Genomic DNA, 13,440 nt, shown 5'->3' with positions numbered 1-13,440 from the left:
GATGAAACCTCACGCCACGGCGTATAGCCAACGCCTGTTGCGCGGTCAGGCGCCCTCTTATGAACGCTTGCAGGCGCGCCTGGCCGAAGACGGCAGTGAACTGGGTGCGGCGCCAATCGTCGTGCATTGCGGCTGGGGCCGATTGCTGATCGGCCACACGTTCCCCGATCCGGCGAGCCTGGCCCAGGAGCTGCTCAACGAGCAGACCGGTGAGCGCGACATCGCCTTGTACGTTGCGGCGCCCCAGCAAGTGTTGGGGCTGGAGCCGGCGCAACTGTTTCTCGACCCCTCCGACACCTTGCGTTTGTGGTTCAGCGATTACCGTCAGTCAACCCGGGTGTTTCGCGGCTTTCGTATTCGCCGGGCGCAAAGCGAGACGGACTGGCAGGCGATCAATCAGTTGTACCAGGCGCGCGGCATGTTGCCGATCGATGCGAATCTGCTGACCCCGCGCCATCAGGGCGGCCCAGTGTATTGGCTGGCCGAAGATGAAGACAGCGGCGCGATCATCGGCAGCGTCATGGGCCTCAATCATCACAAGGCGTTCAACGACCCGGAGAACGGCAGCAGTTTGTGGTGCCTGGCAGTCGATCCGCACTGTTCGCGCCCCGGCGTCGGTGAAGTGCTGGTGCGGCACTTGATCGAGCACTTTATGAGCCGTGGGCTGAGCTATCTGGACTTGTCGGTATTGCACGACAACCGGCAGGCGAAAAGTCTTTACGCCAAGCTCGGCTTTCGCAACCTGTCGACCTTTGCCATCAAGCGTAAGAACGGCATCAATCAGCCGCTGTTCCTTGGCCCTGGCCCTGAAGCCGAGTTCAACCCGTATGCACGGATCATTGTCGAGGAAGCCCATCGACGTGGGATAGATGTGCACGTCGATGACGCCGACGCCGGGATGTTCACCCTCAGTCATGGCGGGCGCCGGGTGCGTTGCCGCGAATCCCTGAGCGACCTGACCAGCGCCATCAGCATGAGCCTGTGCCAGGACAAAAGCCTGACGCACAAAGTGCTCAAGGCCGCCGGTTTGAACCTGCCCTCGCAGCAACTTGCCGGCAACGCCGATGACAATCTGGCGTTTCTCGACGAGCACGAGCGGGTGGTGGTCAAGCCACTGGATGGCGAACAGGGCCAAGGTGTCGCGGTGGATTTGCGGAGCATCGAAGAGGTCCAGCAAGCGATCGAAGCCGCCCGACAATTCGACAGCCGCGTACTGCTGGAAAGCTTTCACGAAGGTCTTGATTTGCGGATTGTGGTGATCGGTTTCGAGGTGGTCGCCGCGGCGATCCGCCGGCCTGCCGAAGTGGTGGGCGATGGTCAGCATTCCATCGGCGCCTTGATCGAAGCGCAGAGCCGACGCCGGCAGGCTGCCACCAGCGGTGAAAGCAAAATCCCGCAGGACCACGAGACCGAGCGCACGTTGCAGGCGGCGGGCTATGACTACAGCAGCATTCTGCCGGCCGGTGAGCATCTGTTCGTACGGCGTACGGCGAATCTTCATACCGGAGGCGTTCTTGAAGATGTCACGGCGATTTTGCATCCGACCCTGGTCGATGCCGCCGTACGGGCTGCGCGGGCGCTGGATATTCCAATGGTCGGGCTCGACCTGATGGTGCCTGCCGCCGATCAACCGGAGTACGTGTTTATCGAAGCCAACGAACGCGCCGGGCTGGCCAACCATGAACCGCAGCCGACGGCCGAGCGGTTTGTAGATTTGTTGTTTCCGCATAGTCAGCCGGCGGTTTCCTAGTCATGTGTCGTCTGGACTGACGCCTTCGCGAGCAAGTCGAATCGTCGCACCGCCGCTCCCACAGGGGAATGCATTTCAAAATGTGGGAGCGGGCTTGCTCGCGAAGGCGTCAGGTAAGGCACCCAATCCTTTCTCCTCATCGAAACCATCGATGCCCTCAACTCATCAGGAGTTTCCATGACCAGCAAAATCCCGGAACCCGATCTCAACTACCTGCAAAAAGTCCTGCTGGAAATGCTCGCCATTCCCAGCCCGACCGGGTTTACCGACACCATCGTGCGTTACGTCGCCGAACGCCTTGGAGAGCTGGGCATTCCTTTTGAGATGACCCGGCGCGGCACGATCCGCGCGACCCTCAAGGGCAAGAAAAACAGCCCGGACCGTGCGGTCTCCGCTCACCTCGACACCATCGGCGCGGCGGTTCGCGCGGTGAAAGACAACGGACGCCTGACTCTCGCCCCGGTCGGTTGCTGGTCCAGCCGTTTTGCCGAGGGCAGCCGCGTCAGCCTGTTCACCGACAACGGGGTGATTCGCGGCAGCGTGTTGCCGTTGATGGCCTCGGGGCACGCGTTCAACACCGCCGTGGATGAAATGCCAATCAGCTGGGATCACGTCGAATTGCGTCTTGACGCTTACTGCGCCACCCGCGCCGACTGCGATTCCCTGGGGATCAGCGTTGGCGATTTCGTCGCCTTTGACCCGTTGCCGGAGTTCACTGAAAGCGGTCACATCAGCGCCCGTCACCTTGACGACAAAGCCGGTGTTGCGGCGCTGCTGGCGGCAATGAAAGCGATCGTCGACAGCGGTGAAGAGTTGATGATCGATTGTCATCCCCTGTTCACCATCACCGAGGAAACCGGCAGCGGCGCGGCGGCCGCCTTACCTTGGGACGTCAGCGAATTCGTCGGCATCGACATCGCGCCGGTTGCGCCCGGCCAGCATTCCAGCGAACACGCGGTGAGCGTGGCAATGCAGGATTCCGGCGGTCCTTACGACTATCACCTATCGCGGCACCTGCTGAGATTGGCCAGTGACAACGAGTTGCCGGTGCGCCGCGATCTGTTTCGCTATTACTTCAGCGATGCGCATTCGGCGGTCACTGCCGGGCACGACATTCGCACCGCCCTGCTCGCCTTCGGCTGCGATGCCACTCACGGTTACGAACGTACGCACATCGACAGCCTGGCGGCCTTGAGCCGTCTGCTCGGCGCCTACATTCTGAGCCCGCCGGTGTTTGCCAGTGATGCTCAGCCTGCGAAGGGCTCGCTGGACCGGTTCAGTCATCAGATCGAACATGACACGCAGATGGAAAGCGATACGCGGGTGCCGTCGGTGGATAGTCTGGTTGGGCAGCGAACAGATAGCTGACCATGGCTTTTTCATCGTTTGAGGGATCGCCTTCGCGGGCAAGCCTCGCTCCTACAGGTTTCGCGTATTAACACATAACTGTAGGAGCGAGGCTTGCCCGCGAAGGCGGCAGATCAGGCAACACATCAGGTCCGGGCTAGCCGCAACCGATCATTCGCCGTAGCATCGCGACATTGTTTAGCCGAGGTGCCTATGCTGATTCCGTACGACCAACTTGAAGTCGACACCCTGACCCGCCTGATCGAGGATTTCGTGACCCGCGACGGTACGGACAACGGTGATGACACGCCGCTGGAAACCCGCGTACTGCGTGTTCGCCAGGCATTGACCAAGGGGCAGGCGCTGATTGTTTTCGATCCGGACAGCGAGCAGTGCCAGTTGATGCTCAAGCATGATGTGCCCAAGCACCTGTTCGACTGAGGCGCTCAGCGACCTTTGGTTTTGGCCAGTTTGATCTGAATGCGATCATAGACCTCGGCCCGATGCACATTGACGTTTTGTGGCGCTTCGACGCCGAAGCGCACGCTGCCTCCGTTGACGGCGATGATGCGCACTGAAATGTTGTCACCGATGGAAATCATCTCGCCCACAACGCGACTGAGTACAAGCATGGCATTCATCCTTCAGGGTTAACGGCCCTTGAAGATGCCTGTCGCACAGCCGCTCTTCAATGCAACGACGGCAAATCAGTCCCGCCCTACAGCGCAGGACGATCACTCCTGACGGAAACGTCTGACAAACCCTTTGAATGCCACTTCAGGACGCGGAGAAACGCGGGCCGAACAGAATCACGCTGGCCCCGATCACGCACAGCGCCACCCCCAGCCAGTCCGAACCCAGGGGACGAATGCGCTCGACCACCGCCAGCCAACCGATCGACGCAACGATATAAATGCCCCCATAGGCGGCATAGGCACGACCGGCGTAAGTCGCCTCGACACGGGTCAGTAACAGTGCGAACAACGTCAGGCTGAGCAGCGCCGGCACAACCCACCAAACGCTTTTACCTTGACGCAGCCACATCCAGAAGGCGAAGCAGCCGGCGATTTCGAACAGCGCCGCGAGGAAAAACCACAGGTAATTGAGCATGCAGACGTCTCGTGAGGATGGCCGGTTGCGGCCACCCTAACGACGGTGTTGCGCACGGGCAAGTTCAGCCTGCGTTTTTTTTGGCCTTGGCGCGCATTTTGTCGGCCATGGTGGTCATTTCGTTGTAGAGCAGTTGCGGGTTTTTCTGCTTGAGCGCCCAGGCCATGCGGCCCTGTTCGTGGGGCAGGATCATGAATTCACCAGCAGCGACGTGCTCATAGATGTAATCGGCAATGTCGGTCGCGGTGATCGGCGAGCTTTCCAGCAACTTACCGACCTGGGCTTTCATGGCCGGCGTCGGGCCGCGGAAGGAGTCCAGCAAGTTGGTCTGGAAAAACGACGGGCAAACCACGTGCACGCCCACTTCCTGCTGCGCCAGTTCGACCAGCAGGCTTTCGGACAACGCCACCACGCCGGCCTTGGCCACGTTGTAGTTGCTCATGGCCGGGCCTTGCATCAGGGCGGCCATCGACGCGATGTTGATGATCTTGCCTTTGCTTTTTTCCAGCAGCGGCAGGAAGGCCTTGCAGCCCTTGACCACGCCCATCAGGTTGATTGCGATCTGCCAGTCCCAGTCTTCCAGGGACAGTTCACTGAAGAACCCGCCCGAGGCCACGCCAGCGTTATTTACGATGACATCGATGCCGCCAAGTTTCTCTTCGCACGCTTGGGCGAAGGCCGTCAGCTGGCTGTAATCGCGTACATCGCAACGCTGGATAAAACCGTCGCCGCCCGCTTCACGAACCAGCTTCAGGGTTTCCTGCAGACCAGGCTCGCTGACATCCGACAAGGCCAGCTGCCAGCCTTCACGCGCCCAGCGCAGCGCAATTTCGCGACCCAAGCCTGAGCCCGCGCCAGTGATCATCATGCGATTTTGCATAGCAAACAGCCTTGTTGTTCCGGGAAAGATGCGCTGAGTGTAGCGAAGGACATTGCGCGACCCACGCTCCATCAGATTGCTGAATGGTCCGAGCAAACCGCGGGAGCGCCTGAATCAACTAACGCTGCAAAAACGAAATAAGGCTTTCTTCGAAAAACATTAAAAAAACTTGGAATTTTCTGACACTCGCGAGAGTCGGATTTTGTAAGCAGCTCGGGATTACTACAGTCCAGCTGACAGTTAAAAGCTAGGTCATTCCAGAACACTTCCAACAAGGAAATAGACATGGGCACAATTCTTATCGTAATTCTGATTCTCCTGCTGGTAGGTGGTTTGCCGGTCTTTCCACACTCAAGAAGTTGGGGTTATGGCCCGTCGGGTATCATCGGCGTGGTGTTGGTGGTGCTGTTGATTCTGCTGTTACTTGGCAAGATATAAAAATCCAGGTCAAAAAAAGAGGCCCTTGAAAAAGGGCCTCTTTTTTATTGCGCCGAAAACTTAGTCCGGCTTGCCGTCAACCACACCGGCGGTGTTGTCGATCAGGCTCTTGGTGGCCGTCTGGATGAACGACTCAAGCTTTTGCTTCAGTGCCGCTTCGTCAGCCGACGCCGGAATCACTTCACCTTTCGGATTGACGCCCAGTTCGTACTGATACAGCTTGGGCGGCATTTCCTTAGGCAGCACCAACACGCGATCCGCGGTCAGCAACGCTACGGTTTGATCGCTACCCGATGGCTTGATCACGCCAAAGCCCTTGTCGCCTTCCGGCAGGTTCAGCAAGTCACGACCCCAGCACTGGTGAAGCACGTCGCCGCCGATGCGACCCATGATGGTCGGCACGATGTCGATCTGCGTGCCCACAGTGTGGTCGACCTGACCGAATTTTTCCTGAACGCCCGGCCCGATCAGCAACATCGGTACGTTGAAACGGCCCAGGTCCATTTCGGTGATCTGCTGCTCGTTGCCGAAACCATGGTCGCCGACCACCACGAACAGGGTTTCCTTGAAGTACGGCTCTTTACGCGCCTTCTCGAAGAACTGACCCAGCGCCCAGTCAGAGTAACGCATGGCGGTCAAATGTTCGTTGAGGCTGCCACGGTCGGTCACGCGCTCGACCGGCAAAGGCGTCGGCAAGGCGTACGGCGTGTGGTTGGACAGGGTTTGCAGCAAGGCATAAAACGGTTTTTTGTCCTTGCCATCGCGGGCTTTCAACTCTTCCAGACCGCGGTTGAACATGTCCTGGTCGGACACGCCCCAAGTCGGGTCGGAGAATACCGGGTTAACGAAGTCCTTACGCCCGATGAAGTTGGTCATGCCCTGGTTGCTGAAGAAACCCGACTGGTTGTCCCAGGCGAAGTCACCGTTGTAAACGTACACATCGTCGTAGTCACGGGCGCTGAGCAACTGTGGCAGGCCGGACAGTTTGTGGCTGCCTTCCGGGGTCTGCATCAGGTATTCGAAACCTGGCAGGTTCGGGAAGCAGGCCATGGTGGCAAACATACCCTGGTGGGTGTGAGTACCGTTGGAGAAGAAACGGTCGAACAGCAGACCTTCTTTCGACAGTTTGTCGAAGTACGGTGTGACATTACCCGGACGACCCAGCGCGCCCACCGAGTGTCCGGCGAAGCTTTCCATCAGGATCACGACGACGTTCTTGATCGGCAGGGTCTTGTCAGCGGCCGGGGAGTAGTTACGACGCACGGCCGCGGTTTCACCATCCACCAGTTTGTCGCTTGGGGTCAGCAACATATCGCGCACGGTCTGCTGAGCCAGTGGCTGTTCCACTGTGGCTTTCCAGATGTTGTCGCGATCTTCGGACATCCGGCTCTTGGCCGCCGCGATCAGCGACAGGGTGCCGTTGAGGCCCAACTGGTTGGCGAAGTTCGAATCGGTGGTGTAAACGTCACCCCAACGCATTGGCGGGCCCTGCCGCAGGGGGCCACGAGCGGCGACCACGCAGACCAGCAGGCAGACTACGAATACGACGCTGCGCGCATACCACGGGGCGATCTGGCGCGTGCCGATGCTGCCGCCGCTGAACGGACCGCGTGGACGGGTCGCACGGTCGGCGCCCTTGAATGCGAGAGTCAGGATCAACGTGCCGAACGCCCAGGCCAGCAGGTAGCGAACCACTGGAAAACCGTACCAGAGCATGCTCATCACGGTTTTCGGGTCTTCCTTCACGTACTGGAAGACCAGGCCGTTGAGGCGCTGGTGGAACTCGCGGTAGAAATCCATCTCCATCAGGCCGAGGAACAGCGCGATGCTCGAGGCTATGGTCAGCCAGAAGCGGAAGAACCCGCGAGCGGCCATGGCCCGGGCGCTGAACAACGCCAGAATCAACGGAATGCTGAGGTAGACCACCAGGCGCAGGTCGAAACGCAGGCCATTGGCGAACGCCTCAAAAAAGGTCGAGGCCGGTGTGTCGAGGATCATCTCGCGGTTGTAGACCAGCAGCGCGACGCGCAGCAGGCTGAACATGACCATCATGACCAAGGCGCACAAGAGCGTGTAGGCCAGATGCGATTTGACGGTCGGTTGCAGCAGGCGACTAGAAGCTCGCTGCTGATTCAGGGCGTCCGGGATTGCCATGTCGTTTTAGGACCCATTGGAAGTTGAAGTTTCAAAAGTAAAGCGGCGCCCTGCCCTCTGTTGGCCAGTTCTCGGCCCCGGGGCTTGCGCGGTGAGCAAATGTTGCACGATCACCCGCTGCATTGCCATTGATTAGTGCCCGCAATGCTGACGCGGGCGAATTGTCTTGGAGGCATTGTGAAAATTTCGTGCAACGTATATCCAGAAACAAAATAATCGCAAAAACAAACGCCCCGAAAGGTCGGGGCGTTTCATGAAACAGCGCGCGGTTACTTCTCGGCGCGTTCTTTCAGGGCTTTGAGCGTGTTGAATGGCGCATCGACCACGAACTTGTTGGCGACCATCGATGGAATGCTGCCACCTGGCTCGGTGTGCACTTGGTAGGTCACTTCGATCTGGTCACCCTTGGGGACGAACTTCCAGAAACCGTCGACCTTGGTGACCCGCACGAAGCCCTTTTCCTCAGGAATGTACTTCGGCACGCCTTCGAGCTTGCGGGTCAGGCTGCCATCGGCGCCTTCGGTGGTGGTGATATGCAGCACCGAATCACGAGGTGTGACGGGCCACGGGGTATTGAATTGGGTGTAGGTCCAGCTCTGATCGCCTTCGTGCTTGAGCAATTTCTGCGTTTTGCACTCGTGAATCCAGGCACAAGCGCCTGCTACGTCTTCCTGCAGCGCGCGCAATTTGGCCATGGTGGTCTTCATCAGGGTAACGCCCTGGTAGGCCTTGTAATCGGAACCGGCCACTTCACTCAGGGACACCTTGATGCCGTCTTCATTCTTGGCAACTTTCCAGTCCTCGGCCTGTGCGGCCGTGGTGGCCAGCACAACCGTCAAACCACACAGCACAGCCATACGATGCAGCGAACCCATAGTCTTATTCCTTATTGGTGAAGTTCCGTTCGTAGAACACATCACGCAGCCGTCATTTGCTCCCACCAACCCAACAGTTTGATCGCTTCGTCACTGCTGCTTCCGCAGACTTCAACATCGGCTTCAAACGCCGAACACACAGCAGGACGTTTTGGATCGCCGAAAATGCTGCACAGGTTATCGACAGACAGTTGTATGCAACGTTCGCCAGCAGCTTTGCCATTGGGCATGCCGGGAATCGGTGAACTGATGGAGGGGGCAATGCAACAGGCGCCACAGCCTTCACGGCATTTCATGACGACAAGCTCCTCGCGACGGGCAATGTGTTAATAGACGGGGCACAGAGTAACCGCTAAAACAGTTGTTTAAAATTACCTGCACCGGGGTTTTTTCGCTCAAACGGACATGACTGACCAGTCTCCGACAAAGCGTCTGGCCAGCAGGTGACAGATGGGAAGGAATTACCGCTTGAACTCGAATTCCAGCGCCGCGCCTTCGACTTCACGGCGCTCTTCGTTTCGCAGTTGCAACTGCATTTCGTTGCTGATCAGCCTTCCGTTGAGCTGAAACGGCGCGCTCTTGTCACCGAACATTTGTGGCAACACAGCGTCGCGCCGTGGCAATGGGACCGTACCGATCGGTTTTAGCTCCTCCGCCATGTCCTGGGGCAGGCTCAAATCCAGGTCGACCGAAGGAAGCTTGGTTTTCACGACCTCACTGTCGGGTTTGGACTTGGAGGCAATCGGCGGTCGTTTTTTCACCACTGCCGCCTTCTTTTTTACCGGCGCGGCGTTCTTTTTGACCGCAGCGGCTTTCTTGACGGGCGCCGATTTTTTCGAGGTTTCGCTGCTGGCTGCCGGTTTTTCCTGAGTCGAAGCCGCCATGACGCCTTGGGCATGAACGGTCATGAAGAGACAGATCGACAGGCAGACGGCAGGAAAAATCGGTTTCATGGACCCAACGACGCTAACGGCAGAGGGCCATATGCTCGCCTGTTGTACGCAACATGACAAGCACGTGGACGAAACGACCAGCCGTTCTGTCAGAAACCGCCAGCCATCTCCTGGCAGAGCTGCGTGGCCAACATCCCCAACGTCATCAATGCCCGCTCGGCTTCACGGTTCCAGGGCGTGCCGCAGTTCAGGCGAATGCAGTGATTGAACTGCTCGGTGTTACTGAAAATCAGTCCCGGCGCGATACTGATGCCCTGCTGCAACGCACGTACGTGCAGTTCCTGAGTGTTGACCCTTCCCGGCAGACTGACCCAGAGAATGAAGCCTCCCGTGGGCCGGGTCATCTGCGTGCCTTCCGGGAAATATTGCTGCACGGCCAGTTGGAAGGCGCTGAGGTTCTTGCGGTATTCCTGTCGGATGTAGCGCAGGTGACGGTCGTAACCGCCATTCTCCAGGTAGGCGGCGATGCCCATTTGCGTAACGCTGCACGCCGAATGCGTGCTGAACGTCTGCAAACGCTGAATCTCTTGCTGGTATTTGCCGGCGATCATCCAGCCAATCCGCACGCCGGGTGACAGGGTTTTGGAGAAGCTTGAGCAATAGATCACCCGATCCAGCCTGTCGTAGGCTTTAAGCGATTTGGTCCGGCCCTGTTCGAACATCAACTCGCCGTAGATATCGTCTTCAACAATCTGGATATCGAAATCCGAGGCCAGGCGCAGCAGTTGTTTCTGCCGCTCTTCAGGCATGGTGCCGCCCAGTGGATTACTCAGACGAGTGGTCAGTACCAGCGCCTTTATCGACCACTGGTTGGCAGCCAATTGCAGGGCTTCGAGGCTCATGCCGGTCGCCGGGTCGCTCGGGATCTCGATGACTTTGAGGCCTAGCAGGTCGGCCAATTGCAGCAAACCATAATAAGTCGGCGACTCGGCGGCGATCAGGTCGCCCGGCCGGGTCAGCACGCGAAGAGACATCTGCAAAGCATCGACACAGCCGTGGGTGATCACCACTTCGGACGGATCAACCACCACGCCGGCATCACGCATGCGGATTGCCACCTGTCGGCGCAACGGTTCAAAACCGGGGCTGAACATGTAGCTGAAGGCACGCGGGCTATGGAAACGGGTGACCTTGGCCAATTGCTGATGCAAGGCGCGGACCGGCAGATAGTCGACGCTCGGTACCGCTGCGCCCAAGGGAAAAACGCCCTCGCGACGGGATTCGACCAGCACTTGCTGAATGATGCTGCTGCGGGTGACCAGACCGGGTCGCTCGACCCGGGCGATGTCCGGCGTTGGCGCCGTCAGGGCTGGCGTCTGGTGCACGTAGTAACCCGACTGCGGCCGGGCACGGATCAGCCCCTGATCTTCAAGATTGGCGTAGGCCTGCAAAACGGTCGCGTGGCTGACGTTGAGCTGCGAGCTCATCTTGCGCACCGAAGGCACACGTTCCCCCGGTTGATAGACACCACGTCGGATGTCTTCGGCCAGTTGCTGAGCAATACGTTGGTAGAGCAAGAGATTGGTCATGACGCAGCACTCGATTTCACGGGCATTTTATTCTTGTGTGAAACAATACCGGAACAGTTTAGAAGTGTACTGGGACAGTTGCCACAATAGTCGACCGTACAGTGCAGTGTCAGCAAAAACTGTACTGTTTTGAGAGGCAATTGGCAGGCACAAAAAAACCCGGCGCTGACGGGCAGGCCGGGTTTTGTAGCAGCTGTCGAGTGAAACGAGGCTGCGATATTACAGTTCCACCTGAGTTCAGAGCGAAAGAAGATCGCAGCCTCGTTTCACTCGACAGCTGCTACAGGAGCTCCGGCGCCAGCAATTATCGTAGCGCGACCCTTAGCGGGTGGCGCCGAGCTGGCCTTTTTCGTCGGAGAACACAATTTCCACCCGACGGTTCTGCGCGCGACCACGCTCGGAAGCGTTCGCGTCCACCGGGTATTCATCGCCGTAGCCTTCGACTTTGATACGTTTGTCGTCGATCCCCAGGTCCATCAGCACGTCTGCCACCGATTGCGCACGGTCACGGGACAGCTTGAGGTTGTCCTGCTTGCCGCCCGTGCTGTCGGTGTAGCCCTCGATGCGGACCACGCGTTTGGGATTGAGCTGCAGGAATTGCACGATTTTCAGCACCACGCGGTTCGCCGAATTCTTCAGCTCCGCTTCGCCGGTGTCGAACAGCACATCGCCCAGGGTCATCACCAGACCACGATCGGTCTGCGTGGTTGCCAGTGCAACAATCTGTTCTTCGAGCCATTTGCCCTGTTGCTGCACGCTGAGCAACTTGGATTCGCGCAGGGCCAACTGCAGGCGCTGACGTTCCAGTTCGAGCTTCGCCGCGCGCTCTTCGTTGAGCACCTGATTGGTGTGCTCACGGGCGATTTCGCTATAGCGCTGGCTCAAGTAAGCGTAATGCACCACATCCGAGCCGCTGCCCCAATAGCTGGAAAGACGATCGGCGCGGGCCAGGGATTCACCGGCACGGATCACGTCCTTGGGCGCTATTCGCAGCACGTTGGAGTCTTCCTTGACCTTCTGGAAGTCCGTTCCGGCCTGCAGCAACACGGCCTCGCTGTGTTGGCCGGCGCAGCCGTAAAGGCTCGCGCAACCTGCCAGGATCAAACCGCCGATTGCTTTGGACTTGAGACTCATTGGGCATCTCCCAGTTGCTTGCGCAGGCGAGTGATGCGGGTATTGAGCACGTTCAGCTGCTCCTCGCTCTTGAGGGTCAGCACCTTGGCTTCGGCCAGGCGCGCATCCAGTTCGGCTTGTTCGGCACGCATGCGCGCATGCTTGTAGGACTGATCGGTCATGTCGCCCTGGGCACGGGAAAACTTGTCTTCGGCCAGTTTCATTTCCGGCACGTCGTCGGCGGTGGCACCCACGGCTTTGGCTTGCACGAGTGCCTGTTCGGTCAAGCGTATTTGTTCATTCGGCGCCGGATCGGCTGCACAACCCGCCAGAGCCAGAAGGGCCAGGGCAGCGAAAAGAGGTCGAATACTCACTAAAAATCCCTACTGTTTTGGGGTACTGGCGGGTTGCTGCGGCTGCTGCGTTTGCCTTTGAGAAAGTTGAACCTTCCAGCGCTCGATGTTGCGCAGCAGCACGGCTTCCGTCAGTCCGGACGCGGGCAATTCTGTCATCTTTTTGGCCAGCTGTCCGCGCAACCACGGATCGTTGCAGGCGGAGTTATGGGAAACCGCGAGGAACAGGCCGGGTTTGTCGACCGGTTGGGGGCGAGCGATCAAGTCGTTGGCCATGCTCAGGGTTTGCGCGGCGGCCATGCCCGAGTAGCGTCCCGCGAGGACAAATTCCACCTCGCCCAACAGCAATTTCTGAAAGGCCTGGGTCAGGTTCGGCGTACGCACGAGGGTCAATTGCTGCTCTGCGAAGGCGCCAAATGCCTGGGTCATTCGAGACTTTTCCGACACGGCACCTGGATGGCCGTGAAGGTCTTGCGCTTCGTTGTAGACCAATGCCGAGTCTTTTCGAGTCCAGACGAGATAGTCATTTTCCAGCAGCGGCGGATGGATGTAATCCAGGGTGTCCAGCTCGCTCACTGTCAACGGCGCATCGGCCAGCATGTCCATGCGTCCACTTCGCACTTCGTCCAGGGCCTGGGAGCGCTTGCCGGCGTAAAGCAATTCGACCTTGATACCCAACTCCCCTGCCACGTGTTGCAACAGGTCAGCACTGGCGCCGATCAAATGCTTGGGGTTTTGCGGGTCTTGCCACAAGTACGGCGGTGCGTCCGGGCTGCCGGTCACCACCAGGCGTTCGCACTTGCCGGCAGCCACGGCCAATGCCGGCAGCACCGTCAGCCCCAGCAGTAATGACCAGCCACACACGCGGCGCAAATCCATGGCGATACTCTCCCACCCAAATCCGGAACAAAAAAAAAGCCCGACCAAAAGGTCGGGCT

Annotated in this window: 15 protein-coding genes; 4 read left to right on the top strand and 11 right to left on the bottom strand. The window is 58.8% G+C overall.

The window, feature by feature from the left end; translation table 11 throughout:
• Position 1 precedes the first annotated feature (1 nt).
• The 3 genes from ngg (at position 2) to EYC95_RS16690 (ending at position 3,538) form a co-directional block, all read left to right on the top strand.
• Positions 2 to 1,750, top strand: a complete 1,749-nt coding sequence (gene ngg, locus EYC95_RS16700) for an N-acetylglutaminylglutamine synthetase (protein WP_131061345.1) — start codon at positions 2 to 4, stop codon at positions 1,748 to 1,750.
• 177 nt (positions 1,751 to 1,927) lie between these two features.
• Positions 1,928 to 3,118 carry an osmoprotectant NAGGN system M42 family peptidase gene (locus EYC95_RS16695; RefSeq protein WP_131061344.1) on the top strand — a complete coding sequence of 397 codons (1,191 nt, stop codon included), beginning with the start codon at positions 1,928 to 1,930 and terminating at the stop codon, positions 3,116 to 3,118.
• A 192-nt stretch (positions 3,119 to 3,310) separates the two neighbouring features.
• Positions 3,311 to 3,538 (top strand): YheU family protein, encoded by a 228-nt coding sequence (locus EYC95_RS16690; protein WP_010461751.1) that lies wholly within the window; start codon positions 3,311 to 3,313, stop codon positions 3,536 to 3,538.
• A 5-nt stretch (positions 3,539 to 3,543) separates the two neighbouring features.
• Here EYC95_RS16690 and csrA read toward each other — a convergent pair whose 3' ends face one another.
• The 3 genes from csrA to EYC95_RS16675 all read right to left on the bottom strand — a co-directional run bounded on the left by csrA (position 3,544) and on the right by EYC95_RS16675 (position 5,087).
• Complete coding sequence (gene csrA / locus EYC95_RS16685; protein ID WP_131061343.1) at positions 3,544 to 3,729, bottom strand: carbon storage regulator CsrA; 186 nt, start codon at positions 3,727 to 3,729, stop codon at positions 3,544 to 3,546.
• Between the two features lie 145 nt (positions 3,730 to 3,874).
• A complete protein-coding gene (locus tag EYC95_RS16680; RefSeq protein WP_131061342.1) occupies positions 3,875 to 4,207 on the bottom strand; it encodes a YnfA family protein in 333 nt (110 codons plus the stop codon).
• A 64-nt stretch (positions 4,208 to 4,271) separates the two neighbouring features.
• The gene (locus EYC95_RS16675; protein WP_131061341.1) at positions 4,272 to 5,087 is read right to left on the bottom strand and encodes an SDR family oxidoreductase; all 816 of its coding nucleotides are present in this window, start codon (positions 5,085 to 5,087) and stop codon (positions 4,272 to 4,274) included.
• Positions 5,088 to 5,366: 279 nt separating this feature from the next.
• Here EYC95_RS16675 and EYC95_RS16670 point away from each other — a divergent pair, with 279 nt between their 5' ends.
• A complete protein-coding gene (locus tag EYC95_RS16670) occupies positions 5,367 to 5,525 on the top strand; it encodes a DUF3309 family protein (RefSeq protein WP_169858239.1) in 159 nt (52 codons plus the stop codon).
• A 60-nt stretch (positions 5,526 to 5,585) separates the two neighbouring features.
• Here the strand turns inward: EYC95_RS16670 and EYC95_RS16665 are convergent, their stop codons facing one another.
• The 8 genes from EYC95_RS16665 to EYC95_RS16630 all read right to left on the bottom strand — a co-directional run bounded on the left by EYC95_RS16665 (position 5,586) and on the right by EYC95_RS16630 (position 13,381).
• Complete coding sequence (locus EYC95_RS16665; RefSeq protein WP_131061340.1) at positions 5,586 to 7,679, bottom strand: LTA synthase family protein; 2,094 nt, start codon at positions 7,677 to 7,679, stop codon at positions 5,586 to 5,588.
• 269 nt (positions 7,680 to 7,948) lie between these two features.
• Positions 7,949 to 8,554, bottom strand: a complete 606-nt coding sequence (locus EYC95_RS16660; protein ID WP_131061339.1) for an START domain-containing protein — start codon at positions 8,552 to 8,554, stop codon at positions 7,949 to 7,951.
• Positions 8,555 to 8,595: 41 nt separating this feature from the next.
• Positions 8,596 to 8,850: a YkgJ family cysteine cluster protein gene (locus EYC95_RS16655; protein WP_131061338.1), complete on the bottom strand. Its 255-nt coding sequence runs from the start codon at positions 8,848 to 8,850 to the stop codon at positions 8,596 to 8,598.
• Positions 8,851 to 9,015: 165 nt separating this feature from the next.
• Entirely contained in the window at positions 9,016 to 9,507 is a 492-nt protein-coding gene (locus EYC95_RS16650; RefSeq protein WP_131061337.1) for a translation initiation factor 2, read from the bottom strand.
• A gap of 89 nt (positions 9,508 to 9,596) precedes the next feature.
• A complete protein-coding gene (locus tag EYC95_RS16645; protein WP_028620632.1) occupies positions 9,597 to 11,036 on the bottom strand; it encodes a PLP-dependent aminotransferase family protein in 1,440 nt (479 codons plus the stop codon).
• A gap of 321 nt (positions 11,037 to 11,357) precedes the next feature.
• Complete coding sequence (locus EYC95_RS16640) at positions 11,358 to 12,170, bottom strand: OmpA family protein (RefSeq protein ID WP_131061336.1); 813 nt, start codon at positions 12,168 to 12,170, stop codon at positions 11,358 to 11,360.
• Complete coding sequence (locus tag EYC95_RS16635) at positions 12,167 to 12,523, bottom strand: DUF4398 domain-containing protein (protein WP_131061335.1); 357 nt, start codon at positions 12,521 to 12,523, stop codon at positions 12,167 to 12,169. Before EYC95_RS16635 ends, EYC95_RS16640 begins: the two co-directional genes overlap by 4 nt.
• Before the next feature lie 9 nt (positions 12,524 to 12,532).
• Complete coding sequence (locus tag EYC95_RS16630; protein ID WP_131061334.1) at positions 12,533 to 13,381, bottom strand: ABC transporter substrate-binding protein; 849 nt, start codon at positions 13,379 to 13,381, stop codon at positions 12,533 to 12,535.
• Between the last annotated feature and the right edge of the window lie 59 nt (positions 13,382 to 13,440).

The organism is Pseudomonas sp. BGI-2 (assembly GCF_004310295.1).
Lineage (GTDB): Bacteria > Pseudomonadota > Gammaproteobacteria > Pseudomonadales > Pseudomonadaceae > Aquipseudomonas.
The sequence above is the reverse complement of the archived record's forward strand: the minus strand, read 5'-3'. Positions and strand labels throughout refer to the sequence as shown.

Bases quoted from the DNA above. Each gene is read 5' to 3' on its own strand.
- EYC95_RS16640 (WP_131061336.1), bottom strand. From the start codon at position 12,170: ATGAGTCTCAAGTCCAAAGCAATCGGCGGTTTGATCCTGGCAGGTTGC.
- EYC95_RS16690 (WP_010461751.1), top strand. From the start codon at position 3,311: ATGCTGATTCCGTACGACCAACTTGAAGTCGACACCCTGACCCGCCTG.
- EYC95_RS16645 (WP_028620632.1), bottom strand. From the start codon at position 11,036: ATGACCAATCTCTTGCTCTACCAACGTATTGCTCAGCAACTGGCCGAA.
- EYC95_RS16650 (WP_131061337.1), bottom strand. From the start codon at position 9,507: ATGAAACCGATTTTTCCTGCCGTCTGCCTGTCGATCTGTCTCTTCATG.
- EYC95_RS16630 (WP_131061334.1), bottom strand. From the start codon at position 13,381: ATGGATTTGCGCCGCGTGTGTGGCTGGTCATTACTGCTGGGGCTGACG.
- EYC95_RS16675 (WP_131061341.1), bottom strand. From the start codon at position 5,087: ATGCAAAATCGCATGATGATCACTGGCGCGGGCTCAGGCTTGGGTCGC.
- EYC95_RS16660 (WP_131061339.1), bottom strand. From the start codon at position 8,554: ATGGGTTCGCTGCATCGTATGGCTGTGCTGTGTGGTTTGACGGTTGTG.
- EYC95_RS16665 (WP_131061340.1), bottom strand. From the start codon at position 7,679: ATGGCAATCCCGGACGCCCTGAATCAGCAGCGAGCTTCTAGTCGCCTG.
- EYC95_RS16655 (WP_131061338.1), bottom strand. From the start codon at position 8,850: ATGAAATGCCGTGAAGGCTGTGGCGCCTGTTGCATTGCCCCCTCCATC.
- EYC95_RS16680 (WP_131061342.1), bottom strand. From the start codon at position 4,207: ATGCTCAATTACCTGTGGTTTTTCCTCGCGGCGCTGTTCGAAATCGCC.
- EYC95_RS16695 (WP_131061344.1), top strand. From the start codon at position 1,928: ATGACCAGCAAAATCCCGGAACCCGATCTCAACTACCTGCAAAAAGTC.
- ngg (WP_131061345.1), top strand. From the start codon at position 2: ATGAAACCTCACGCCACGGCGTATAGCCAACGCCTGTTGCGCGGTCAG.
- csrA (WP_131061343.1), bottom strand. From the start codon at position 3,729: ATGCTTGTACTCAGTCGCGTTGTGGGCGAGATGATTTCCATCGGTGAC.